This is a genomic window from Novosphingobium kaempferiae, assembly GCF_021227995.1.
In the GTDB taxonomy this organism is placed as follows: Bacteria; Pseudomonadota; Alphaproteobacteria; order Sphingomonadales; family Sphingomonadaceae; genus Novosphingobium; species Novosphingobium kaempferiae.
Map to the genome: position 1 here is coordinate 5,014,866 of NZ_CP089301.1, position 24,799 is coordinate 5,039,664.

Annotated in this window: 23 protein-coding genes and 1 pseudogene; 10 read left to right on the forward strand and 14 right to left on the reverse strand. The window is 61.9% G+C overall.

The genetic code is table 11. The features are described 5' to 3' along the window. Positions 1 to 1,425 carry an IS4 family transposase gene (locus tag LO787_RS22755; RefSeq protein WP_232493252.1) on the forward strand — a complete coding sequence of 475 codons (1,425 nt, stop codon included), beginning with the start codon at positions 1 to 3 and terminating at the stop codon, positions 1,423 to 1,425. A gap of 283 nt (positions 1,426 to 1,708) precedes the next feature. On the opposite strand, the gene LO787_RS22760 is transcribed toward LO787_RS22755, so the two are convergent. Further along, positions 1,709 to 2,818, reverse strand: coding sequence for an IS110 family RNA-guided transposase (locus LO787_RS22760; protein WP_232493253.1), 1,110 nt, complete (start codon positions 2,816 to 2,818; stop codon positions 1,709 to 1,711). A gap of 353 nt (positions 2,819 to 3,171) precedes the next feature. On the opposite strand from LO787_RS22760, the pseudogene LO787_RS26270 reads away from it, so the two are divergent. Next, positions 3,172 to 4,267: pseudogene (locus LO787_RS26270) on the forward strand (integrase core domain-containing protein). Between the two features lie 65 nt (positions 4,268 to 4,332). Continuing rightward, positions 4,333 to 4,767, forward strand: a complete 435-nt coding sequence (locus LO787_RS22770) for a pyridoxamine 5'-phosphate oxidase family protein (protein WP_232493255.1) — start codon at positions 4,333 to 4,335, stop codon at positions 4,765 to 4,767. A gap of 60 nt (positions 4,768 to 4,827) precedes the next feature. On the opposite strand, the gene LO787_RS22775 is transcribed toward LO787_RS22770, so the two are convergent. Further along, the gene (locus tag LO787_RS22775; RefSeq protein ID WP_232493256.1) at positions 4,828 to 5,232 is read right to left on the reverse strand and encodes a hypothetical protein; all 405 of its coding nucleotides are present in this window, start codon (positions 5,230 to 5,232) and stop codon (positions 4,828 to 4,830) included. Positions 5,233 to 5,483: 251 nt separating this feature from the next. On the opposite strand from LO787_RS22775, the gene LO787_RS22780 reads away from it, so the two are divergent. From LO787_RS22780 to LO787_RS22800, 5 genes are all read left to right on the forward strand, one after another. Continuing rightward, positions 5,484 to 5,711 carry a hypothetical protein gene (locus LO787_RS22780; RefSeq protein ID WP_232493257.1) on the forward strand — a complete coding sequence of 76 codons (228 nt, stop codon included), beginning with the start codon at positions 5,484 to 5,486 and terminating at the stop codon, positions 5,709 to 5,711. 355 nt (positions 5,712 to 6,066) lie between these two features. Then, positions 6,067 to 6,366 (forward strand): hypothetical protein, encoded by a 300-nt coding sequence (locus LO787_RS22785; protein WP_232493258.1) that lies wholly within the window; start codon positions 6,067 to 6,069, stop codon positions 6,364 to 6,366. Positions 6,367 to 6,565: 199 nt separating this feature from the next. After that, positions 6,566 to 7,495: a catalase family protein gene (locus tag LO787_RS22790; RefSeq protein ID WP_232493259.1), complete on the forward strand. Its 930-nt coding sequence runs from the start codon at positions 6,566 to 6,568 to the stop codon at positions 7,493 to 7,495. A 386-nt stretch (positions 7,496 to 7,881) separates the two neighbouring features. Continuing rightward, positions 7,882 to 10,260, forward strand: a complete 2,379-nt coding sequence (locus tag LO787_RS22795; RefSeq protein WP_420847823.1) for a membrane-bound PQQ-dependent dehydrogenase, glucose/quinate/shikimate family — start codon at positions 7,882 to 7,884, stop codon at positions 10,258 to 10,260. Between the two features lie 3 nt (positions 10,261 to 10,263). Next, a complete protein-coding gene (locus tag LO787_RS22800) occupies positions 10,264 to 11,196 on the forward strand; it encodes a cation diffusion facilitator family transporter (RefSeq protein ID WP_232493261.1) in 933 nt (310 codons plus the stop codon). A gap of 55 nt (positions 11,197 to 11,251) precedes the next feature. Here LO787_RS22800 and LO787_RS22805 read toward each other — a convergent pair whose 3' ends face one another. The 3 genes from LO787_RS22805 to LO787_RS22815 form a co-directional block, all read right to left on the reverse strand. Next, on the reverse strand, positions 11,252 to 12,181 hold the full coding sequence (locus LO787_RS22805; protein WP_232493262.1) for a sensor histidine kinase: 930 nt from the start codon (positions 12,179 to 12,181) through the stop codon (positions 11,252 to 11,254). Between the two features lie 176 nt (positions 12,182 to 12,357). Beyond that, on the reverse strand, positions 12,358 to 12,558 hold the full coding sequence (locus LO787_RS22810; protein WP_232493263.1) for a hypothetical protein: 201 nt from the start codon (positions 12,556 to 12,558) through the stop codon (positions 12,358 to 12,360). A gap of 15 nt (positions 12,559 to 12,573) precedes the next feature. After that, a complete protein-coding gene (locus LO787_RS22815; protein WP_232493264.1) occupies positions 12,574 to 13,296 on the reverse strand; it encodes a Crp/Fnr family transcriptional regulator in 723 nt (240 codons plus the stop codon). Positions 13,297 to 13,521: 225 nt separating this feature from the next. Between LO787_RS22815 and LO787_RS22820 the strand changes: the two genes are divergently transcribed. After that, complete coding sequence (locus LO787_RS22820) at positions 13,522 to 13,701, forward strand: hypothetical protein (protein WP_232493265.1); 180 nt, start codon at positions 13,522 to 13,524, stop codon at positions 13,699 to 13,701. A gap of 42 nt (positions 13,702 to 13,743) precedes the next feature. Here the strand turns inward: LO787_RS22820 and LO787_RS22825 are convergent, their stop codons facing one another. The 7 genes from LO787_RS22825 to LO787_RS22855 all read right to left on the reverse strand — a co-directional run bounded on the left by LO787_RS22825 (position 13,744) and on the right by LO787_RS22855 (position 20,060). Beyond that, entirely contained in the window at positions 13,744 to 14,580 is an 837-nt protein-coding gene (locus LO787_RS22825) for a glycosyltransferase family 2 protein (protein ID WP_232493266.1), read from the reverse strand. Next, positions 14,577 to 15,164, reverse strand: coding sequence for an SAM-dependent methyltransferase (locus LO787_RS22830; RefSeq protein ID WP_232493267.1), 588 nt, complete (start codon positions 15,162 to 15,164; stop codon positions 14,577 to 14,579). Before LO787_RS22830 ends, LO787_RS22825 begins: the two co-directional genes overlap by 4 nt. After that, entirely contained in the window at positions 15,161 to 15,892 is a 732-nt protein-coding gene (locus LO787_RS22835; RefSeq protein WP_338045397.1) for a PIG-L deacetylase family protein, read from the reverse strand. Before LO787_RS22835 ends, LO787_RS22830 begins: the two co-directional genes overlap by 4 nt. Then, entirely contained in the window at positions 15,847 to 16,974 is a 1,128-nt protein-coding gene (locus LO787_RS22840) for an acyl-CoA dehydrogenase family protein (RefSeq protein ID WP_232493269.1), read from the reverse strand. Before LO787_RS22840 ends, LO787_RS22835 begins: the two co-directional genes overlap by 46 nt. Then, positions 16,971 to 17,723, reverse strand: coding sequence for a glycosyltransferase (locus LO787_RS22845; RefSeq protein WP_232493270.1), 753 nt, complete (start codon positions 17,721 to 17,723; stop codon positions 16,971 to 16,973). The genes LO787_RS22840 and LO787_RS22845 overlap by 4 nt, the downstream gene beginning before the upstream one ends. 293 nt (positions 17,724 to 18,016) lie before the next feature. Continuing rightward, positions 18,017 to 18,937, reverse strand: a complete 921-nt coding sequence (locus LO787_RS22850) for a glycosyltransferase family 2 protein (protein ID WP_232493271.1) — start codon at positions 18,935 to 18,937, stop codon at positions 18,017 to 18,019. Continuing rightward, positions 18,930 to 20,060 carry a glycosyltransferase gene (locus tag LO787_RS22855; protein ID WP_232493272.1) on the reverse strand — a complete coding sequence of 377 codons (1,131 nt, stop codon included), beginning with the start codon at positions 20,058 to 20,060 and terminating at the stop codon, positions 18,930 to 18,932. The genes LO787_RS22850 and LO787_RS22855 overlap by 8 nt, the downstream gene beginning before the upstream one ends. A gap of 333 nt (positions 20,061 to 20,393) precedes the next feature. Between LO787_RS22855 and LO787_RS22860 the strand changes: the two genes are divergently transcribed. Then, positions 20,394 to 20,993, forward strand: coding sequence for a PRC-barrel domain containing protein (locus LO787_RS22860; RefSeq protein ID WP_232493273.1), 600 nt, complete (start codon positions 20,394 to 20,396; stop codon positions 20,991 to 20,993). A gap of 64 nt (positions 20,994 to 21,057) precedes the next feature. Here the strand turns inward: LO787_RS22860 and LO787_RS22865 are convergent, their stop codons facing one another. Beyond that, positions 21,058 to 22,368, reverse strand: a complete 1,311-nt coding sequence (locus LO787_RS22865; RefSeq protein ID WP_232493274.1) for a glycoside hydrolase family 130 protein — start codon at positions 22,366 to 22,368, stop codon at positions 21,058 to 21,060. Further along, entirely contained in the window at positions 22,340 to 24,679 is a 2,340-nt protein-coding gene (locus LO787_RS22870; RefSeq protein WP_232493275.1) for a glycosyltransferase family 4 protein, read from the reverse strand. The genes LO787_RS22865 and LO787_RS22870 overlap by 29 nt, the downstream gene beginning before the upstream one ends. Between the last annotated feature and the right edge of the window lie 120 nt (positions 24,680 to 24,799).

Consider the following 24,799-nt stretch of genomic DNA (forward strand, 5'->3'; position numbering starts at 1 on the left):
ATGGCGAACGACGGAGATGAAGGTGAGACCTGGATCGACGGAGAAATAGACAACACCGGGTTCGGCGATGCTCGGCTTGGTAATCGGCTGCGCAAACTGTTGTGCTGCTTGGACAGCGCAACAGGTCAGCCGCTGCCGTTGGCGTGCGAAGACTGGGCAAACACCAAAGCGGCGTACCGCTTCTTGTCGAACAGCTCGGTCACCGAAGAGCACATTCTGGCTGGCCATTTCCAAGCGACAGCGCGTCGTGCAGCCAGCTGCGATGGCACCCTGCTGGTGCTGCAGGACACCACAGAATTCGTCTACCAGCGATCAGCACCAGATAGCATCGGCTACACCAAGCATGTGAACAGCGGGCGCGACAAGGAAGGCCGCTGGCGTCAGCACAAGCTGTGCGGCGTGATGATGCATGCCAGTCTGGCCATCACGCTTGAAGGGCTTCCCCTCGGCTTGACGGCTGCCCGCTTCTGGAGCCGTGCGCAATTCAAAGGGCTGCTGGCGCTCAAACGCAAGGTCAACCAGACCCGCGTGCCGATCGAGACAAAAGAAAGCATTCGCTGGCTCGAGAATATGCGCGGCTCGACGGCATTGCTCGGAGGGGATCCCGCCCGCATCGTTCACGTCGGCGATCGCGAGAACGACATCTATGAATTCTACTGCGCGACGCAGGAGCTCGGGACCCACTTTGTCGTCCGCACTTGCGTTGATCGTCTGGCCGGCGACGGCAAGCACACCGTGTCGGCCGAGATGGCCGAGGTCGCTGTCGAGGGACATCACCAGTTTGAGATCGCCGACGGTAGCCGCGTGAAACTGGCCCTGAAGTACAAGCGCATCGGCGTTCTGCCGCCCATTGGCAAAGCGCGGCGCTACCCACCACTCAGCTTGACCGTGATCCACGCCGTGGAAGTCGACCCTCCCGAAGGGCGCAAACCGATTGACTGGAAGCTGCTCACCGATCTTCCTGTCGGAACGGCCGCGGAGGCGATCGAGAAAATCGCCTGGTACTCGATGAGATGGAAGATCGAGCTGTTCTTCAAGATCCTCAAGTCAGGCTTCAACGCCGAGAAGCTCAAGCTGCGCGCAGCCGAGCGACTGGTCAACCTGTTAGCCCTATTCTGCATTCTGGGCTGGCGAATCTTCTGGCTCACGATGCTGAATAGAGCGCGCCCCGATGATGATCCCGGGTCTGCACTGACAGCCACCGAGATCGAGCTCATTGACCGAATTGCCGCCCGCGCCGGGAGAATGACTGCAAGCGCGCCGCCGATTTCATCGTACCTGACTGAGATCGCGCGCTTGGGCGGCTATCTCGGTCGAAGACACGATCCGCCGCCCGGCAACATGATCATGTGGCGAGGTTGGACCCGACTCATGGACATCCGACTTGGGGTCGAGCTCGCCGCCGAACCACTTGTGGGTAATTGAAAGACGCTGGTGCGGAGGTCGTCCATCACATCACGTCAAAGGGAATGCTACAATTTAAAGCTTAAGTCGCTTCAGCCCCCCCCCCAATCAGCCAAACCTGGCTTGTCGGCTTCCGCCCCAGATCCGACGTTGATCGCCCTTCTAACAGAGGGCGCGCTCTAGTTAAGTGAGTGACAACGCTCTGGGTGTTCCCGACATACGGTTATGGCGCGGCCCCCTCTGAATCTGGTCCAAGGTCATTGCTGCCTTATATTGCCCAACGGGGTGCCGCGCCTACAGCCGGTCAGGCTGCAACTGGTAGAGGTTCGGGATTGTGCGCTTCAGGAAAAGCTTCGTACGAGCGCCCACTGCGCCACATGTTCAGCATGATGACTGCGAGTTTCCGGGCAACGGCAACGCGGGCCTTGGAAAACCCAATTGCATCGGCGCGATCCAATCCCCAGCGCCTGAGTGCCGTATCGTGCTTCTTGGCGACGGCGAGCATCACGGTTGCGGCGCTGACCAGATGCATGCGCGTCATGGGATTACCCGCCTTCGTGATGCGGCGAGGCCGCTTACTGTCGCCGCTCTCGAAAACCTTGGGCGTTAGCCCCAGATATGCGGCCACGTCGGTAGAACGACGAAAGCGGGTCGGATCCTCGATCGCTGTGAAGAATGAGACTGCCGTGATCTTGCTGACGCCGGGTATTTCGGTGAAGCGCCTACAAAGATCATTGGAGATTGCGAAATCTTCGAGTTCATTTTCCAAATTCAAGATTTCAGTCCTGAGCTTCAACGATAGCTCAAGTAGCGGTTTCATTTGGTGGGTAAGATCATGGCCTGTTTCGGCTCTGACCTCCTCAATGGCACGTTCGACATGGAACTTGAAGCGGGCTGCGTTATGGGTCCGCTCCTTAATCCTTGTGCCATAAACCCGGAGCATCGATTTTATCAGTAGCTCAGTCGATACACGCTGCCGGACCATATTGTGCCGTGCCACCAATTTGGACCGCGTAGCATAGCATTCGTTACTCTTGATATGGACTTCAATGAGGAATCCGCGTCCTAGACGCGCCACTTCGGCTATGCCCCGTGCGTCATTCTTGTCGGTCTTGTTTTTCCTCAGTTCAAGGAAACGCCGTACGGCGAATGTGTCGTAGGCGTTGGCGTCATAACCGGATGCCCGGAGGCCCTTCACGACCTGAAGGCTAGTCGAGCAGGATTCCATACCGATTGCGGTGACACCAGAGGGGAAGTGCTCGATGAGGAAGTCGTTTATCTTCGAAGCTTTCGTCTGAAGTGCCTGCTGAATAAGGACTTTGCCGGTACAATCGACGGCACAGAGGGCAGTCGATGCGACGCCGGTATCAAGCCCAATCCAAATTTCGGGCTTCGTAGGTTGCAACGCAGTCATCAAGGCTCCTATTAAGCCATCCCTCACAGGCCAAGTGCGGAGTCGGTCATGGCTCCAAAAATTTTTCCGAGGTGATAGCTAGTTTCGCCACCCGCGAACGGCTGGGAGGCGGGCTGATGACGTCTTCACCTTACCAAAAGGTTAACTACACGATTGGTACAAAGCTGCATTGCGGATTGCGTTACGGACCGTCGTTGTCTCACGCCGAAATCTGGACGGACTGTGAGACGCGCCATTGTAGACGCTGCGAATGCAGCTAAACCATACCTATGGTGACCCCGTCCTGAAGAATGCCTTCAGCGGAAAGGAGGGGAATATGGAAAATCGGAGCTGATTTGAGCTGAAGGCTTTGCATCAAAAAGTCGAAGTCCGCGAGCGAGCGAATTGCGTTCGCGCTGCGACAAGCGGACGTCGGCACGCCTGTCGCCGAGGTATACCGGAAGTGGGCGTGCCGGAGCTGACGTACTACCATTGGCAGCAGCTATACGGTGGCATGGAGCCGTTGAAGCTGCGCAAGATGCGTCGACTGGGAGAAGAGAAGCTGAAACGGCTTGTAGCCTACCTTTCGCTCGACAAGGCCATACTCCAGGAGCTGCTGGCAAAAGCCTAGCGCCCAGTCTGCTTCGTAGATCGCTTACTGGATACCGGATCGTTATTGGGCGAGCGAGCGGCGTCGCTGCGCGCTTCTCCGTTTTTGATCGCAAGACGAACCGCTACCAGTCGATCCGGATCGACCTAGCGCCGCCCAGAAACAGGATCGAATAGATCGCGGCGATCCGTGTACGATATGGCTATCGCCGTATCCATGTACTGCTTCGGCACTAAGGCTGGCCAATCAACGTGAAACGGATTCACCACCATTATCGTGGCCGCCCGATGGGTAGACCGGCCGCTGCCCTCGCACAGGAACGAAGTCTGGGCGATGGCCTGCGTGTCCGATGCCCTGTTCAACGGTAAGCACTTCCGCGCCTTGACCATCATTGATGCCTACACCCGCGAGGCGTGCTATCCATGTCGACCATGAGATCAAGGGCGAGTAGGTAGTGCCCGTCGTGGATCGCCTGTTGTTCGATCGCGGGCGCGCTCCTGCCACGTTCAAAGCGGACGATGGCCCTGAATCTATCTCTCGGAGGCGCGGCCATTAGGCCTACATCAACCGATTCACGCTGCACTTCAGCAGGTCCGGAAAGCCTGCGGACTACGTCTTCGTCGAAAGCTTCAACGGCCGGTTGCGCGATGAGTGCCCGAACACGCAGCAGTTTTTGTCTTTGGACGACGGCAGGAGCAAGATCGAGGCGTGGCGGACGGACTTCAACGAGACCCGACCTCATATATCCCTAAGGGTTCATGATGCAGGCCGAATTTGCTTCATGGGCTGGGTTAACCCGGGCCGATGAAAAGCCGAATCTCTCATTCTGGCCAGCAGTGGAAATCAGCAGCGCTTTGTGAAATCACCTTACAGATCGGGGAGCCACTCTTCGGTTATCGGCGTTGATGCCTCGAGGAGATGGAAAATGCCCAGAACACTGCCGGAACTTTCCAAGAAGATGCGCGACATCGATTTCGCGATGTTGATTTCTCAAACGGAAGGCAAGGCCATCTCAGGCCGCCCGATGAGCAACAATCGAGAGGTCGGATTCGACGGTGATGCGTGGTTCTTTGCTGACGGAAGCACACGGATGGTCGGAGATATTGCTAACAATCCCAATGTCGGCCTCAGCTATCAGGGCGAGGCGGGCTTTCTCGGCATGCGTCCTCTCTTCATCCATGTAGAAGGTGTCGCCGAACTCCTTCGCGATCACGCGGAGTTCGAAAAACACTGGACCAAAGATCTCGAACGATGGTGGCCTGACGGAATCGATACCCCCGGACTCGTCCTTATCAGAATAACAGGAAGCCGCATTCATTACTGGGACGGCGAAGATCAGGGTGATATTCATTTGGTCTGAACTGGAACTGTCCGATTGAAAGTGGCTTCAGTACCAATCCAGCGGCGGACAAATGGAACTTTAATGACGGAAAATCTCCAGGTAACTCAAGACGTCTGATGTCGTCGCGGCAATGGCGCGGTAATGGGCATGGAACATCAAGTCGCTAAACTCGGGCATGCCAACCGATGCTACCGCATACATGACGAATTGCTTGTATCCGGACATTGACCAAATTGGGCCGAGGAAAAAAGGTATGAACACATGACGGAACTCGAACGCCTCAGAGGAAGAGTTCGTGAAGACCTCGCAAATCGCGACGACAGCGTCATTCCGGAAACCACTCGTCTCAGTCAGGAATATGCCAGAAATGGATTTGGGCCCCTGCTTCCACATCAGATCGAAGATGTCATTCGAAGCGTCGCCAAAGAGCTCGGGTTCGACATTTTTCGCGCCCTTTAAGCGCGTTCCATCCACCCGGCCCAACTGACATGGCTAGTGGCAAGCCCTGAATGTTGGTCGGTAGGGCCAAGCATCTCCTCATCTGCCCGGTCAGTAAAAGTGGCGTCTGGCCGAGGATTGACGCTGGCAAACGCCTCAAGGTCGCTGCCGCTTTAACGCGCGAGTGCTTTTAGATGGGCTATTGAGGCTGCTCTTCTTCGTCTTTCTTCAATTTATCAGCCGGATGGCCGCTCGCGGTGCAGCCATTGGAGGCGCCGGGCTTTCTATGTTGCAGCATGCAGACCACACTCAGCCTTACGGCCCTTCGCGAACACCTCGACACGCTCGAGGGGAAAATTCCGGGCTACCGGATTGATGGCCCATATCCGCCAACTCTGGCGGATGGAGCCGCCAACTGGGAGGCCCTGGTGTACGCCAAGGGTCCATTCGACGACGCCGGTCTGCGCCACGCCCAGAACCTCATTGACGGCTTTCGAAAAAGACAGCCCTACGTATCCTGGTAATACGATGCTACGATCGAAATGAGCCACTGTTGCGTGGGGCGATTCGAGATGTGTGTCCCTTCCACCGAGGCACATGGCGGCGTAGCCGGCGGGTTCAATTCCCGCCCGACTGTTTCCTCGAGGTCTCAGCATTCTGGCAGACGATTTCTGTACGGTCGGAGTCAGCAAGCTGGCTTTATTTCACGCTTGTCAGATGCGACTGGTGCTTCGGTCGCGATTTGAAAGCCTGATCCGTCCTGGAAAAATGCGACGAACTGAATGAAGCATACCAAATGGATCAATTGCAGCGGTATGTAATCGGTTGTAGGCGCCGCCGCAGAACAACCGGGTCGCAAAAGCCGAGTATCGTCGCAATATGATCAGTAATGCCCACAAGAAACTGGAAGACCTCGAGCATGCAGTCCTTGAACTGGAAGGTGCCCATTACGCGCTGCATGACATGATTGCCTTTGCATTGGCGCGAACGCCGCAGGACGAAGTCGAGCATATGGCTGCGAGCCTGGCGGACAATGTTTGTGTGCATGCTGAAAAGATTGGCGAGATCCGGCTATCTGCCTATCTCGATGAGGTCAAATCGGTTACAGAAGAAGTCCGGCAGGTGCGAAGCCTGACTCCAGGGCTGTTCGCACGGCTGACGCGCTCACGCGCTTCATAGTCGCGATGCTTCGTGCCGCGTAGTTGGTAGGGCACGCCGCTTATCTATCTGGCCAGCCGGGAAATTAGCCAAACGCACAGGTGACGCCTGTCGGTGCCGGTCATTCGGCATCATGCTGTAAAGTGAAATTCTTGCCCCGACTCATCGCGCATCGTGGAAATGCGTGTCATGTCGGGCCAAGCAATTTGATGGTCGTGCCGTGCGCGCGGTCCATGCCAACGCGCACGGGATCCTGGAAGGTGTGTTCGTTGTTGCATCCGACCTGCGCCCCGAACTGGCGCAGGGGCTCTTCGCGACGCCAGGCAGCCATCGGGCTTATCTGCGCATCTCTACCAATCCCGGCGACATCCTCGATGATGCCATCGCTCTGCCGCGCGGTTTGGCGCTCAAGGTGCTCGACGTGACGGGCAAGCGCCTCGAAGACGCCCAGGGCTCGACGCAGGACTTCGTCATGGTCAATGGCCCGATCTTCACCGCGTCGGATGCGAAGACGTTTGCCAGAAGCCTCAATCTGCTCGCCAAGACAACCGATCGGGCGGAGGCTGCCAAGATCGCGGCTTCCAAGGTCCTGCAGGCCGTCAATGCGGCACTTGGCGCGGTGGGATTGGAGAGTACCGCGCTCGCAGGGCTTGGCGGTGCGCCGCAGGTCGATCCGCTGGGAGAGACATATTTCAGCGTCACGCCGTTTCGCTACGGCCAATATGTTGCCAAGTTCCGACTGCGGCCTGTCAGCAGCGCCCTAGCGCGACTTGCCGGCACGAGAATCCAGACCAGAGCGCAGCCTGATGCCGTGCGCGAAGACATGGCAGGTATCGACGCCGAATGGGCATTTGAGGTGCAATTGCGCCGCAACGCCGATTGTCCGCCCATCGAAGATGCCTCGGTCGAGTGGAGGGAGGACAACGCGCCTTTCATCGAGGTCGCCCGCCTGCGTGTTCCTCGCCAGGACAGCTGGGATACCGAACGGGTACGTGCAGTGGACGAAAACATGCGGTTCTCGGTATGGACCGGTCTTGCCGCGCACCGCCCGCTCGGAGGCGTCAACCGGGCGCGGCGCGGTGCCTATCGGCATTCCGCCGACTTCCGGGCGGCCGCCAATGGCTGCCCGATGCACGAACCGACGGTCTAAGAGGGCGCCGGCATGTACGATCCGGCGAAACCCCGGAGCGATGACGGCCCCACCGGCGGGTAGGGTTCGCTGGACCGAATGGCGGGTGTAGAGCGTGAGCTCAAAGCGGCTCCAGCCATCCTTCGCATGCTGGCCGAGCATGACGAGCCGGAAGGGTACTGTGCATGTGCACATGGACCAGGCCGCCTCGTCCCTGCGTCGCTCAGTCTTGCCAGGACGTTGCCAAGGCGACTGGCTGAGATCGGGCCCGATCTGGCGGGAAGAAACTGGACCGACTCCCTCAAGTCACGGCATTCCAAGGAACATTCGGCGCACCGAGCCATTCACCAGACGCCCGACCAAATGTTTCCGGAGTGTAATCGATGAACCCGCCGAACCTCGAGCGCATGGCCCCCCGCCCCGTAGCGCCCGTCGTCCTGGGCGGCATCATAGCCGTCCTCGGAATGGTTCTTGCGATCGGCGGTATCTGGCTCGCAGTTCTGGGGGGATCGGCCTATTACGTCCTCACCGGCATGGCCATGCTTGCCTCCGGCGTACTGCTGATCCGGCGCAACATGCTGGGCGGATGGCTCTATTGCGCAATTTTCGTGCTGACCGTGATCTGGGCTTTCGCGGAGGTCGGCGCCAACAACTGGGCCCTGGTTCCGCGCGTCGTGGCCCCGCTGGTGCTGCTGGTGGCAACCCTGCTGGTCATGCCCACTCTCTCCGTTCGTCCAAACCGCTGGAAGGTGGCGCTCGGCACCAGCGCGGCCGCCTTGGTGCTGACGACGATATCGGGTCTGATCTTCGCGCGCATGGCCGATACCGGCCCGGTCGAGGACCCTCCTGGTCTGCGCTTCGAGATGAGCGATCCTTCCCTTGCCCAAGTCGGCGACGACTGGCCGGCGTATGGCGGCACGGATGCTGCGCGCCGGTTCTCGCCGCTCGGTCAGATCACGCCGGACAATGTGAAGGACCTTAAGCGCGTCTGGCTGGTGCATACCGGCGACATGCCCTCGTCGCCCGAGATCGCCAAGACCTACGGCGGGGAGAATACCCCGCTCAAGGTCGGCAACACGCTCTACGTCTGCACGCCCAAGAACAGGGTGATCGCACTCGATCCCGCGACCGGCAAGCGGCGCTGGGAGTTCGACCCCAAAGTGTCGGATGAGGCGATCCCGTATACGGCCGCCTGTCGCGGCGTGAGCTATTTCGTGGTGCCCGGTGCCCCGCCGGAGCAGGCCTGTGCGCAGCGCATCGTCTACGGTACCCTCGATGCGCGCCTCTTCGCCATCGACGCGCGAACCGGAGCGCGCTGCGCGGCCTTCGGGACCAATGGCGAGGTCGATACCAAGATCGGCATGGGCAGCACTCCTCCGGGCTACGTCTCGATCAACTCGCCTCCGACGATCGTGCGCGGCGTGGTCGTCACCGGGCATCAGGTGCTCGACGGGCAGGACCGCTGGGCGCCTTCAGGCGTGATCCGCGGCTATGATGCCGTAACGGGCAAGCTGCGCTGGGCATGGGACATGATGCACCCAGACTGGAACGGCTATCCGCCGCAGGGCCAGAGTTGGGCGCGCGGCACCCCCAACATGTGGACGATCGCCAGCGGTGATGAACAGCTTGGCCTCGTCTACCTGCCGATGGGCAATGCGGCGGCGGACTATTACTCCAGCCTTCGCCGCCCGCAGGAGCGCGACTTCGCGACTTCACTCGTGGCGCTCGATGTCACCACCGGCAAACCGCGCTGGAAGTTCCAGGCGGTACGCGACGACGTGTGGGACTATGATTTCGGCGCGCAGGCCAGCCTCGTGGACTACAACGGCACCCCCGCCCTGGTGCTGCCGTCCAAGCAGGGCGACATCTACGTTCTCGACCGGCGCACGGGTCGCCCCCTCACCCCTGTTGGCACCATCAACGCGCCCGGCGGTGGTGTGGAACCCGAACAACGCGCGGCCACGCAGCGCGTGTCGTTGTGGCATACGCTGCGCAGGCCCGACCTCACCGAGCGCGACATGTGGGGCATGTCGCCGATCGACCAGATGATCTGCCGCATCCAGTTTCGCAAGGCGAGCTACGAGGGCTTCTTCACTCCGCCGGAAAGCGACCGTCGCTCTATCGAGTATCCCGGTTACAACGGCGGCACCGACTGGGGCGGGATCGCAGTCGATCCGCGCCGCGGGGTGATTGTCGCCAACTATAACGACATGCCCAATTACGTTCGTCTTGTCCCCCGTGCCGAGGCAAACCGTAAAGGCTGGGCACCGCGCGATCAGGCACGCGGAGAGATCGGCGGCGCCGAAGGTGCCGGCGATCCGCAGGCCCATACGCCTTACGCGATTGACGTGAACGCCGGCTGGCGGCTGCCGCTGACGGGCATGCTGTGCAAGCAGCCCCCCTACGGCGGCATCCGCGCCATCGACATGGCAACGGGCAGGACGATCTGGGACAAGCCGCTGGGCGAGGCCCGCACCAACGGTCCTTTCGGCATCCCTTCGATGCTGCCATGGACGATCGGCACGCCCAACAACGGCGGCTCGGTGGTGACCGCCGGCGGCATCATCTTCGTCGCTGCGGCGACCGACAATCTGATCCGCGCGATCGACCTGAAGACAGGCAAGGTCCTGTGGAAGGATGTTCTCCCCGCCGGCGGGCAGGCGACCCCGATGACCTACATGGTCAATGGCCGACAGTATCTGGTGATAGCGCCGGGCGGCCATCATTTCATGGAGACGCCCATAGGCGACCAGGTGATCGCCTATGCCCTGCCATCGGGCCGATAGGCCATGGCTGAGAAGACCGGCCACTTTCGGGATAACATCGTCCTGTTCGGGGCGCTCGCCGCCAACATCGGGATCGCCATCGCCAAGTTCGTGGCTGCGGCGATTGGCGGCTCATCGGCCATGGCGACAGAAGGCGTCCATTCGCTTGTCGACAGCGGCAACCAGTTGCTGCTGCTCTACGGACAGAAGCAGGGCCGCCGTCCGCCCGACGCGGCCCATCCCTTCGGCTATGGGCGCGAGCTCTATTTCTGGGCCTTTGTCGTGGCTATCCTCATCTTCGCGGGCGGTGCCGGCATCTCCATCTACGAAGGTCTGGCCCATATCCGCAACCCGCATCCGATCTCGGATCCGACACTGAGCTTCGTCGTTCTTGGCATCGGCTTCCTGATGGAAGGCGCATCCTGGGCCATCGCCGCCCGGGAGTTCAACGCGGCGCGCGCTGGGCAGAGCTGGTGGCAGGCGGTGCGCCGGTCGAAGGATCCGCCGGGCTTCATAGTCCTGTTCGAGGACAGCGCAGCGCTCATCGGCCTTGTCATCGCGGCTCTGGGCATCTGGGCCAGCGGACATTTCGAGGACCCGCGCATCGATGGCGCTGCTTCGGTCCTGATAGGGCTGGTTCTTGCCGCAGTTGCAGTGGTCCTGGCTCGAGAATCCAAGGGGCTGCTGATCGGTGAGGCAGCCGATCCGACGCTGATTGCCGCGCTGCGCGCAGTGATGGAAGCGAACCCCGACATCACCTGGGTCAATCACGTACGGACTGTGCACACCGGCCCCGATTTCGTTTTCGTAGCAGCCAGTGCCGATTTTGCCGACGATCTGCCGATGGGCAAAGCGGAGACGCTGATCGAGGATATCGAGGCTCAGATGAGAGCACTCTCACCCCGGATAACCTCGATCTACATTCGACCGGAAAAGCGCGAGCAGGCAAGCTTCTGACCGGCGAATACCGCGCATGACGGCAGAAGTTCACTCACAGCTTCATCACGCGTATTCATCTCGCGATCGCGTATAGCGGGATCCTGATGGCGACGAGGCGTTCCTTGCCGCGCCAGCCCACGGTTATCGAACCCTCAAGGCCGCGGATGGCAGCGCTCACGAGCTGCGTTCCGAACCCCTTGCGCTCCTCGTCTCGTTTCCCGCCCTGCTCACGCCATAGGATCGTCACGTGATCTGCGTCCTCCTCCAGGTCCACGACAAGCGTCCCCCCAGGCCTCGACAAGCCGCCGTACTTGACCGCGTTGGTGGCCAGTTCGTGAAACAGCAAGGCGAGCGACGTGACGCTGCGCGGTCCGACGTGGGCGTCGCTGGAGGTCAACCGTATCCGCTCGGCGTCCCTGTAGGGAGCGAGCACCGTTTCGATCAGTCCGCCCAGCGATGCTTCCGTTTGAGACTTCTCGGATCCGATCGAGAGCAGCACAAGGCTCTGCGCGGCGCCCAGCGCGGCGATGCGGCTGCTCAGATCCGACACAAATGCATCGACGGTCCCTTGCCGCGGTCCGATTTCGACAAGCGCCTGAATCGTCGCAAGGAGGTTCTTGATACGGTGCTGCATCTCTCGCAGAAGCAAGTCCTGCTCCTGCGCGTACCGCACGCGCTCGCCGATAGCCCGCGCAATCTTGGACGCACCGATGATGGTGCCGTTCCCGTCACGTACCGGCGAGATCGTGACTTCTATGAGGATGATTTCGCCGTCGCGGCGGCGCCGTTCGGTTTCGAGGTGCTCGATCCGTTCACCGGCGCGCAGCCTGGTGATGATGGCGGCTTCCTCGTCAAGCCGATCGTCCGGGATGATGATCGTGATCGGCTGGCCGATCGCCTGATCTGCAGTGAACCCGAAGAGTCTCTCAGCGCCTGCATTCCAGCTGGTTATGATGCCATCCAGGGTCTTGCTGAGGATCGCGTCACTGGAGTTTTCGACCACCGCCTTGAGCCAAGCTCCGGTGTCAAGATCGGACCAAAACACCCAGCCTCCAGCGTCCGCAAGCCATATCGCGATGCCGACAGCATCGCACCTTCTCAGCTCTTCTGCTCAGGCGAACGTAGGCGAGTGGACAAAAGTGAACAATGCTTGGAGGCGCATTGTCGTCATAACAATTATCAATCGCGCGTCGATGATCCGGCGCTGCCCTGCTTCAAGGCTTCGCGTCCCGCCCGTGCCAGGCTTTCACCGGTTGCGATTGCCGCTTCGGGGGTCAGGGTTATGGCGATGCCGTCAGGCCCATCGAGCACGACATGGCCGTCCTCAACACTGGCAACCCCGGGTTCGTCATATGGCTGCATAGGAGGGTACGGCGTCATGATCTAGCTCCTGTATTACGTCGGTGCGACCGGGTCCAGATAGAGGTAGCGCGGATCGAAGTCCGCCCGCCGGACAAGCTGGGCGGGGTCGAGAATCTCCACCAGCGATGCGCGCATCTGGCATAATCCCGCTTCACGCAACTGGCGCAGCACGCGATTGGTGTGAACGGTCGTCAGCCCGCAGATTTCAGCGATGTCCGCTTGCGTCAGCGAGAGCGCGAAGCGATGCCCATCCGACAGGCCAACGGCCTGCAGCCTGGCGTTCATCTCGCAGATGAAATGGGCCACGCGGCCGACCGCGTCGAGACGCCCCACTCGAAACAGCCAGGCCCGGTGCATGGCCGCATCAATGAGCGTCGAAAACCACAGCTTGCGCGCAAGTTCGGGCCGCGGATCGATCACGTCCTTAAGTGCGGCATGGGGCACGATCGCAACGGTGGCGGCCGTCAGCGTACCGACGCTATGATCGAGCCTGCGCATGGGAAAGGCATGCAGGTCCACGAATTCGCCCGGAACATGGACGGCCACGAGCTGTCGCAGTCCACGGCGATCGTCGATGTAGCGCGACATGATGCCTTCGATCAGCATCGTGCTGACATCGACTTTCGTCTCGGCGTGAATGATGGTCTGGCGCGCCTCGATGGTGCGCACCTCGCTGATCGTTCCTTCAAGCAAAGCGCGTTCGGCGTCGGTCAGGTTGACGCCGCGACGGTTTGCAAGAAGGCGGTCCATGAACATTTCCGTACTGTCTCCAAAAGGCAGGTCGGATGCTCATAGAACCGGTAAGCCACGGCGGTGATCCCACCGGCGCCACAAATCGTCATAATCAATGTTAATTGGCCGGGTTTAATCCAGGTAATTCAATCATGTACACGAACCAGCCAGGAGATGGGCCGGGAACCTTCCCGGGGCCGTGCGCGCTTCATGGTGCAGGCACAGCTGTCATCGGAAGAGGAGAAGATCATGAGCATTGAAGGCAAGGCCAAGGAGGCCGCCGGCTACGTCAAGGAAGAGATGAACGAGCACGGCAAGTCGCCCGAGAGCCAGAAGAAGGCACAGGAAGGGCGCGATCTGCGCAACGAGGGCCGGATCGAGGACGGCAAGCCGCCCAAGACGTCGGAGCCCGGAACCGGGACAAAGTAATCCTGTAGATACCCCCGCTTCGGCGGGGGTATTGTTTTGCCCTTAATGACAGCACGCCGCCTCCACTTCTTCTGCGCTCGGAAGGCGCAGGATGCGGATCTGGTCAGGCGATCGTTCAATCAGCCCCATCGTTTCAAACTCGTCGAGCCATCCCGCCATTGGCCAGATACCCCAGCGCTGGCGAAACAGCGCGGCATTGCGGACCACGTCTTCCAGATGCGGCAAAGGGGGCGAGAAGGTCGGATGATGCTGATGGAAAGCGCCACCTTGAGCAGTGAACAAGAGCGGTACCTGCATCGACCGTGCCCGGAAGCCGAGATCGGTATCCTCGCCGCCATAACCGGTGAATGCCTCATCGAAGCCACCTAGCTTCGCGAATGTCGTCCGCCTGATTCCGAATACGAGCGACCAGAACAGCCCGGGATTGTCGATCCTGGCGAAGCCTGCGCCCGGAAATTCGCGATCCGGGTGAAGGCGCGATGCGTTGATCAGTGCTTTCTCGCTCCAGACGCCCCTCCCCTCGTCGGGGCCAAGATAGCGGACTTGGGCGCAGATCATCGCATCATGCATGGCTAGTGCGCCGTCCATCGCGCCGACAAGATCCTGCATGGGAATGCAGTCAACATCCAGAAACAGCAGCCGGTCGCCTTTCGCGCGAGATGCGGCGAGGTTGCGCGCTGCCGCAAGCGGCAATCCCGCGGTTTCGAGACGAACCACCCGCACCTCGCACGCGAGCTCCGGTTGCTCGATCTGCGGTGTGCTCCCCATGTCGACAATGATGAGTTCACCCGGAGAAACCGAACTTCGCCGCAGGCCCTCGACCAGCTGCTCAAGGTGCTGATGCCGATTCTTGACGATGGTCAGGACACTGATCATCATGACGGTCTGCACCAGAGGTCGAGGCGATAGGCTGCCTCGCGACAGGCGGTGACGACATTGACGATGCTGCCAAGTGCGCTGCGGAGTTTGCACACCGCGCCGTCGCCGGTCTGCGGATAGTCGGTCGTCCCCGTCCAGTGAACGAGCAGCAGGTATCCTCCCGGAAGAAGGTGGCGTGCGATCCAATCGCCCGCTGCGCGTATGTCGCTGTCGTCCCAGTAGTAAACCACTTCGGACAGAATTAGGAGATCGAAGCGTGTGGCGGGAGCGAACTTGGGGAACACCATGTTCGCAAACAGGACGTGGCGCAGATCCGCGCATCGCTCGCGCGCGGCCTTCAACGCGGTTCCACTCACGTCTATGGCGAGAAGCGCGTCGCAGTGCGGGGCGAGCTGCCGGGTGAGAACGCCTCTGGCGCATCCGACTTCCAATGCTCTTGCAAATCGCCGCGTTTCGAGCGCGGCGACAGTCGCCCGATACTTGGCGGCTTCGTACGCGCTGCTTTCGAGGTTCCACGGGTCTTGCGATCCCTGGAACATCCTCTCGAAGTAGTCCGGCGAAAGGCTGGTCAGGGGGCGGTTCATGCAGTTCTCCTGACGTAGAACGTGTCGTGCGGTGTCGGACGCATGCGATGGCGCGACAGCCGGAAGCCGCGGCCATATGCGCCGCTCAATTGACTGCGGTGTGAGGAAAGCGCCCACCGGCGCAGACCCTGGCGCATGGGGGCAGTGCGTAGCGCATGGAACCGGCGCTTAGGCGCGTCGGCCCAGATGCAGTATTCGGCAACGACGAGGCGCCCCCCTAACCTCGCCTTCACTGCATAGGCGAGCTCTGCGGCCGCCGAATGGTCACAGTGCGGTTCGTGAGCGGCTGTAACCGCGATTGCATCGACCAGGCTCCTTCGACACAGCACCGAGACTTTCCTGACACCCCGTTCAAACCCGGCGCTGCCGCAGGTGAACGGATGAGCGTCCTTCCAGCCCAAGTGAACGGGCGTCCATTGGCGCGAGCCTGTCAGGCGCGCCAGGGCCAGTGCGCCCTCGCGAGCACGAACGGCGACCAGACGCCGCGGCCTGCCCCAGGTTGCGGGGTGAGAGCCTGAGCCGTCAGTCAGGTAAACGAGCCCGGCGAATGTTCTCGAGCGGCAGCTCTGCGCAATCAGTGCGCCTGCCCCAAGCGTCTCGTCGTCTGGATGCGGCGCCAGCACCAGCCATCGCCGCCCGCGCCAGGGCCGCGCGGCCATTTGTGCCGAAGCCCTTGCCGTCCTCACCACAAGGCCTCCCCATCGCCCCATACATCCTTCTCCAGCCATGCCAGTGCGGCTTGGTCACGCGCATGGTCGGGAGCCGCCTGGCGCAGGTAAAGCGAAAGATCGCGAATGACCTTGTCGATGCGCTGGCCATCCATCGCGCTACGGGTGCCCACGATACGAGCTGCCAACTCCATCACATCAAGGCCGGCGCGTTCCACCACGCCGCGCGTCATGAGGGCGAAGGCTGCCGCCTCGTGTTCTTCGCTCACAGCGCGCCCGGCACATTCACGCACCCACAGGAACGCCGTCCGCCAGGCTTCAACGCATCGTGCGAACATGGCACGCTTGATCGGATCATCGGCACCCCCCTGTCGCATCGCCTCGCGCACCTCGCCCACCAGTGCCTCGATACCGCCGAGCTGCACTGCGGCGAAACGCCAAGCCCCCGCAGTAAATAGGGGCTCACAATCGTAGTCGCCGGGTGCCCCCAGAAGCGCGGCGTTGTCGATCGCCATGCCGGTCAGGTCGTAGTGCCCGCTACCGGTCGCTCGCATACCTCTGGCGCGCCAGTGAGACAGGTCGGTACGCATGGCTTCGTCGGCCGCGACGATAACGAGCCGGCGTTCCCCTTCCTCCGGTCTTGCCGTCACCAGCGCCCACTCAATCCCTCCGGCGCCGCTTGCGAAGGACTTGGTACCCTGCAGGTTGTGTCGGCCGTCGGCAGCGGTCGTGATAGTCACGCCCGGCGCCGGTTCGGTGGCCCAGACACCGTAAAATTGTCCCGCCGCGAGCGCGTGCGCCAGCCGTTGTGCTTGCTGCCGCGATCCATACCTGTCGATGAGGCTGAGGGCATTGACGTGCCCTTCGAAAAGGCGACCGATGCTGAGATCGGCGCGGCCGACGATCCGCAGCACATTCATCAGCGCCAACTGACGATCGCCCGCGTGGGCAAATTGCGTTCCGCCACTCTGCGCCGCCGCAAAGTCCTTGTGCAACCCGGCGCGCACGAGGCAGCGCATGCTTTCGGCGGGAAACACCGGCACGGCGTCGTACCGCGCGCCCAGATCAGCAAGGCGCGCCGCGATAGCGCTCGCACGCGCGACGGGGTCCGCGGCCGAGCCCTGGCCAGCCCGCGACTTCACGCCACACCTTCCGCAGCCATGGCTTGCGCAGCGTGATCGGCAAGCCACACGGCGGCCTTGCGTGCTCCGTCTTCGTCATGCAGGGCCAGGCGCGGCGCTTCAGGCAGCGCGAGTGCCTTCGCAATGACAGCTGGCCACTCGTCGGATCGGGGCACGACCGGACAGACGATAGCCGCACCGATCTCGCCCAGACGAAGGGCGGTGGCATCCTGCTCGCCATATGGGCGGTGCTCGGGAATGCACACGAACGGCCGGTTCGCGGCCATGACCATTCCCACCAGCCCATCGCCGGCTGCACCGACGACGATATCGGCCTCAGCGATTTCGCGTTCAGGCGTCTCCACCCACTGCGCGACTTCGAGATTTGGCGGTATCGCAGGTGGCAGGCGCGCCGGGCCGATGATCCGCCACCGCCATTGCGGGCACGCCCTTGCCGCCTCGGCGTAGAGGCTCGCGTTCAAAGGCTCACCGCCCCGGCCCGAGACGACAAGGATGCGTGCGCCCGCGGCTACCCCCGTGCAAGGCCGCGTTGTGATGCCCGCGAAGAAGCGTGTCTTTTCCTGCACCCAGGCAGGTACGCATCCGGCGTCGAGCGCACGCGGATAAGGTGCCAGTATCGCCTCTGCTCCGCGGAATGCATCAAGATGCGCTGCATCCGTTCGCTGCCCGTTCAAACGGACGTAGACCACGGGGACCGAAGCCAGGCGAGCGAGCATCGCCACCTCCGCCGACACATCGACAACCATCATGACAGGCCGGCATTCGGCAATCCAATGGGCGATGCGCGCGGTGCGCCTACGGACACCATCATGATCGAGGGGGGCATAATGCAATGCCTCGGGCCTCGTGGCGGCGCCATCGCGCCCGTCGAAGCGACCATCTGTGGATGGTAATAGCCGATCGTCCGGCAGGTCGATCCCCCGTGAGCCGAGGCCAGTCCCGATCAGGACAACCGGCCAGGGACAGGCGTCCGCCAACGCCCGTGCCCGCGCGAGATGGCCCGCGCCGTGGTGATGCACGTAGTATCCGATTGGCCGTTGGTTCACGCCGCGATCTCCAGCATCATGTCATGGGCCATCGGCGGCAGCAGGGGCTCTTCCAGCGCGATGCGCGCTGATCCATCAGGCAGGGCGCGCAGGGCCCGGCGCCAGCGCGCCCGCTGCCGCCACTGGTCGAAGCAAGGGGCGCTCGCCGTAGCGCCCTCGGCGGCTTCCACCGCAAGCATACGCATCTCGTCCGCCATGCCGCCTGGCGCCCGTCCATCATCCCGCGGCGATACGAGGGTGAAGACGTCTTCCGGATGGGCCAGTCTGCCTCCACACGCCAAGGCGGCGCGTACTAGGGCCACGTCCTCTCCGGATGATATCGGCGGCACTCCTCCACATGCCTTGTACAGCGAGGCCGTGATCGCCAGAGATGCGCCGGTATGGTCGCCGTGGCGTGGGGCGGGATCCCAAGGCACGGGGTCTATCTCGTCCTCAATGGCACGCACGGCCCGCCAATAGCGTTGCCAGGCGGAGCGGCGCGCAGCGACCCCGCAGGCCAGCGGCTCGAGCGGGTCGATATCGATACGCCCGCCGACGATCTCGACCCCGCGCGCGATCGCGCAGACGATGTTTGCGAGCCAGGCCACTGGGGGCCGCGTATCCGCATCGGTGCTGACGAGGATGCCGTTCTCCCTGTCGTGCAGCAGCGAGAGGCCGGTATCCATCGCGAGGCGCCGGGCGGAACCCGCATGCGCTTGCGCTTGCGGGAACTGGACATCCACCACCTCCACATCCAGCTTTCCGGCATGATGCGAACAGGCACCGGCGATCGCCTCCCGACTGCGATCGTCAGTATTGTTGAGCGCGATCGCCACCGTGAAACGAGAATCCCAGCTCTGCCGGGCAAGCGCGTCGAGGAGCACCGGGAGGCGGCATGCTTCGTTGCGCGCGGGCACGCATACACACAGCTCAGACACTGGCGTATTCCCTCGTGTCGCACCGCACGGGAAAAATGCCGGCGGTTGCTGTTATCTGGCGGCGGTAGAGAGCCTCGTATTGCCCCACCATCCGCGTCGCATCACAGGTCACTTCCGCGCGTCGCCGGCAGGCTACCCGATCGAGCGCGAGAGCAGCAGTGCCTGCCGCCGCCAGCGCCACGGCATTATCGGGCTCGGCAAGGACCCCGCAGCTTGAATCAACGATCTCCCTGATCGCACCGCGCGCGAATGCCGCCACCGGAACACCGCAGGCCAGTGCCTCGGCCACGACCAGACCATAGGGCTCGTCCCAGGTCGGCGTGCACAGGAAAGCACGCGCGCCGCCCACGAGCCGTGACAGCGCCTCATGATCGAGGTGCCCCAGATGCCTAGTCCCGTCATCCAGGTGGCCGGCAATTCGCGTGTCAAAATAGGTCTGATCGAGGATCGGCCCGGCAATACGCAGCGGCAGCCCTATCCGCCGCGCCGCCTCGATGGCGAAGTGAAGCCCCTTCTCGGGTACGATCCGCCCATACCAGACCAGATAGGCTTCCGGATCGGGACGGGGACGGAAGGCGAAGCGTGACAGGTCGATACCATTAAGGATGACCTCGTCAGCACGCGCCGCATGGTCCCACAAGCTGCCGACCCAGTGCGAGACCGCCACAAGCGCATGATTGCGTGACGAACACAGCCGTAGACCACTCTCGAGCCAGCAGAACGGCGGGGTGTGCAGCGTCGTGACCATGGGCATCGGCAGAGTGTCCGCCAGCGTCACCGGCAGGTAATGCAGCGAGTTGTTGTGGATGACATCGAAATCCCTGCGACGAAGGTCGTTCATCAGAGAAAGATAGGCGTGATGCTCTCTGAAGAACGCCTCATCTCGGGCTTCAGCAGTGCCGACGGTACCGAGTGCGGTTTCGGAGCAGATCGCCTCCACACCGATGCCCGGCTCGGAGTGCGATGAGGCAAACACGGTCACCATGTGCCCGCGCGCCCGCATCGACCTGGCAAGCAGATGCGTGTGCATTTCGAGCCCCCCGGCAAAGGGTTCGGCTATGGGATACTTGAGGTGCGCGATGATGCCGATGCGCAGAGCAGGATCACATGCGGTGCCGTGCATCGATGCATGCTCCTGTCACGCTAGTGGACGCCTCCAGGCCACCGGACAAGATGGACATATGTCCGGGAGAGTCAGTGAACCTGCAGACGAAATGGTATGCCACTGGCCATCCTCGAGCTGGATTGGATCGGGAACGAGACCGGCGCAGACCGTGTGCCTCGTCCCGGCCCTTCTCGATGAACCGGCGCTCCGCCCCCTTGTTGCCGGGATATGGCCCGCGCTTAACATTGATTAATGCGATTACCTTCCGCTGCGCGCAACGTTGGCTTCTCAAGCGGTTTATCGTCTCGCCCGGTCGGATGCCTACCGAGCCTTTTCAACGGGATATCCTGCTTGACTGAGATCGCCGAATGGGTCGCGCCGCTCGCGACCATGATTGCCGCTGTCATGACCGCAGCCAACCTCGGCGCGCGCCTCACCGGACTAGGCTTTGTCGTCTTCACCGTGGGCTCGATCGCCTGGACAATGCTCGGCATATCCACCGGCCAGACGAGCCTCATCGCAGCCAACGGATTTTTGACCGTGGTGAACATGGTCGGCGTGTGGCGCTGGCTCGGCAGACAGAGCACATACGAGCAAGGAGGACGATCGGCGCAAGTCGCCAGCCATCACTCTTCCGCGCCGTCCCTGTTCACCGCGAGCGGGATAGCCGGCATGGGCTTCGAGGATTGCCATGGGAAACGGATCGGCAAGGCCGTCGAGGCGCTGCTGGAATGTCGTACCGGGAAGGTGCGCCATGTCGTCATTGCCAGTGCAGCGCAGAACGGCCTGGAAGAGCATCTGCGCGCAGTGCCCGCATCAGCTATTGTGTTCGGCGGCGAGATGGCCCGACTGCGCATCTCGGCCTCCGAATTCGCGATGATCACGCCACTCCACGGCAATGACTGGTCGGAGGTCGGCTACCGGAATGAAGCCGATTGTCGCCGACCGTGACCCGATCCTGGATCACGCGAACCAACCGTTCGCTCTCCAAATGGATGACTCAATCGTTGCTGCTTTATTCCATCAGGCTGAGCAGAGCGTCTATCCCGCACGTCGCGAAGCCTACCGTGCTATCGGAAATTCCGTAGGGAATGAGCAACCGCTCGCCGACCTTCAGCGCTCCGCAGGTGTAGATCACATTGGGGACATAGCCAGACCGATCCGCATTCTCGGCGGTCAGTACGGGCTCCGGTGTGCGGGCGATAACCTTGCCGGGATCGTCACGGTCGAGAAGTGCGCATCCGAGAGAGTACTTGCGCATGGCGCCCACACCATGAGTGAACAGCAGCCAGCCCTCGTCGATGGGAATCGGGCTACCGCAATTGCCGATCTGGATGAACTCCCAGGGATAGCGTGGCTCCATCAGCAACACGCCCTCGTCGTCCCACACGTTCAGCCGATCTGATCGGAGGAGAAACAGGTTCTTGCCGTCTTGTCGCCCGACCATGGCAAAGCGTCCGTCTACCCGTTCGGGAAACAGGGCCATGCCCTTGTTCCTGCCGGCGATCCCCTGGATGGGTTCAAGGTCGAAGCTTTTGAAATCGCGCGTTCGCAGCAGTTCGGATCGGATCGAACTGCCGGAGTAGGCCGTATAGGTTCCGACCCATTCGTAGTCGCCATCACCATGATCGAACCGGACAAGCCGCAAATCCTCAAGCCCTCCGCGTTGCTGTTCGGTTATCGGAAAGATGACCGTATTCGACAGGCTCGATTCCGGGTGGCGATGGACGGAGACGCAGCAGTCGGCATCAAACTGCTCTTCCTCGTCGAGTTCAACTGACGTCGCGAACGATGCCTGCGGCCAGAGCCGGAAATCGCCATCGCATTCGGCGATGCCTTCGCGAAAGGCGATGGAGCTGATGTGCCCCTCACCCACTGCGCGCAGGCTCATGATGAAACGCACGCATTCATCCTGCAGGCCCGACTGGTCCGGGGCCGGAACGATCGAGGGGTTCATGAGCGCCGCGGCCGCAAAAGTGTACTCGTGGCAGAAATAGGAGCCGACCAGGCGCTTTCTCGTCTCGGAGAAAGCCTCGCGGTCGAGATCGAGATTGGAGGCCACTTCCTCGAACCGGTCGGCGAAGATGCGTTCGGTCTGCCAGTGCCGCTCCCTGAAGTCGGCAAGGACCCGCCGGTATTCGAGCTCCGCGCGCGCCTCGTCAAGCGCGGCGATATCGCGGACAAGCTGCAAGGCCCGTCCACCCGGGGCGTTCTTCGCCTGCCAGCCCAGATGAAACGGACGCAGCACCACGCGCGAGGGATCGGCGTGAAGGCGGGTCTCGAAGATGCGCAGCGGTTCAGACCAGGCGTTCTCGGGCCGGTTCAATCAGTCCTCCTTCACCCGAGCGGGCGTTCGATGACGTGACCATATCCATAATCGCATAGTGCGAGAACTGGAAGGCCAGGATGGATTCCGCGCCGCAGTTGGCGTTTGCACCGCGCGGCGTCACACCATCTTTGCAGCGCCCGCTGATGAGATCGCCAAGCACCGCGTTGCGATCATTCTCACCGAGGAACCAGCGCCACGCGGCGATCGCATGTTCCCGCCAGAATGGCCGCGATGTAGCGCGCCATGCGCTGTTCGCGGCTTCGATCGACGCCTGTGCTTCCAGCGGCTGCTGGTCGAACGGGAGGTAATCGTGTTCGCGGTGGAACGATTCGGATCCGATGGGCCGGAATTGCCGACGCGTCGACGTCTGCTGATGGCAGATCCATTCCAGCGTTTCGAGCCCCGCCTCGAGCCACTGCCTGTTTCCGGTTACGCGGCCCGCTTCCACCAGCGCCTGAGAAAGACGGGGATTGTCGTAACCCAGGACCGCCTCGAACCACGCCCAATCCGGGCGTCGCGCCCCGCCCAGCAGTCGCATCAGGAACTCACCGCCATGCGAAACCGCCTCATGAGACCGGTCATGCTCCCGGTCGACGGCGAGCATCTCGCAAGCCCCAAGAGTCACGAACGCGGCCGCGCGCGGGGACTGCAGGTTCGATACCGCAGTGATCACCTCATCGTAGAGATGGCGCGCCCACAGCGCGAGGCCCTCGTCCTGCGAGCGACGGATCGTGTGCCCCAAGGCCCACAACGCGCGACCATTGGAATCTTCCGAGCCTTCCTCCTCGCACCAGGAGCGATCGAAATTCATGAAATTGCGGAATCTGCCCTGTATCGGATTCCAGGCAGACTGTACGAATGCCGCATAGATCAGGCTCGTCCTGCTGCGCTCGTACGGGTCCAGCGTGTCGGCGAGGTTCATGAGCATCAACGCCCGGGCGTTGTCATCGAGGCAATAGCCATGCCTGCGATCGGGAACGATCCCGATCGAGTGCTGCAGCATCCCGGTCCCATCACTCATCGCAAGAACAGCCTGCACCTCGGGCGCCTTGTCCGGGAGTTCGGCCGGGGGCACGTGGCGGGGCGCCGCTTGCCATACGAGGCGCGCGGATGCGTCCGCAAAGCGGGGCCAGATCGTCTCCCGCCCGCGCAGATAGGCGCGCCGCTGCATTGCCGCCATCGCGCCGGGATCGTCGAGCAGGGCGTTCACCGCAGTTGCGATCGCCGAGCTGGAACTGGGCTCGATGAGCTCGCCCACGTGATCTGCCAAAAGCTCACGTGCGTGGACATAAGGCGTGGAGACGACAGCCTTGCCCAGTGCCACGGCGTAGCTCAGCGTGCCGGACACCGCCTGCTGAAGGCCGGGATACGGTGTCAGGTAGATGTCGCATGCTTCCAGCTGGTCAAGCAGTTCACCTGTCTCAAGAAACCGGTTGTCCCAGGCGATGTGAGCAGCGACATTCAGGTCTTTCGCCAGCTTTTCAAGGCTCTCGCGATAACGCTCGCCCTCCAGTGCCACCAGATTGGGATGGGTCGCGCCGACGATGCGATACAGTACATCGGGGTGCTGCTCGACGATCGCCGGTAACGCGCGAACGGCATGCTCGAGCCCCTTCCCCGGCCCCAGCAGGCCGAACGTCATCAGCACCTTGCGTCCGCCGAGATCCAGACGTTCCTTGAATTCCATCTGCCGCCCGAAAGGACGGTCCGGCGCCCCATGGTCGATGACCTCCACGATCTGGCCGGGCGCGCCATATTCCGACAGCAGCAGGCGGCGCGCCTCGCACGACATCACCATGATGCGGGAGGCGCGCGTGACCAAGTGACGCAGTATCTTTCGCTGGCGGTCGGATGGCTCGCTGAGTACTGTGTGCAATGTCAGGATCAGCGGTGGCGCGAGCCGGTCGACAAATGCACAGACTAGATCGCCGTCGGCACCCCCGAAAATTCCATACTCGTGTTGAAGCCACACCGCGTCCACCGCTGAGGCGTTGATCCGCTTTGCGCAACGCGCAAAACTTTCCGAGTCGGCGCGGTCGATCCGGTGCGCAATGCCATTGTATTCAAGACCGGATCCCCGTTCATCAAGTGCGTGAAGGTCCACACGAATCTCCGGGAAAAAGACGCCCAGCTGTTCGTACAAATCGCTGGTGAAGGTTGCTATGCCGCACTTTAGAGGTGGGAAATTGCCGATCAGCGCGATGTGACGCGGCGATCGCGATAGCGTGTCTGATGCCTCGAATATCGAATGCACTTCTGCCACTTCACAACCGAACTCATGATCCTGGGAAAACGGCATATGAGCCATGCGTGCACCACCGAGACATAATGGACGTTGCGACCTGAATGCGGTTGCACGGACTTTGTATCCCCATGGGCAACCGGGTCGCTTCCGCGCTCGCCGGAGCGAGGTGGAAACGCGACATGG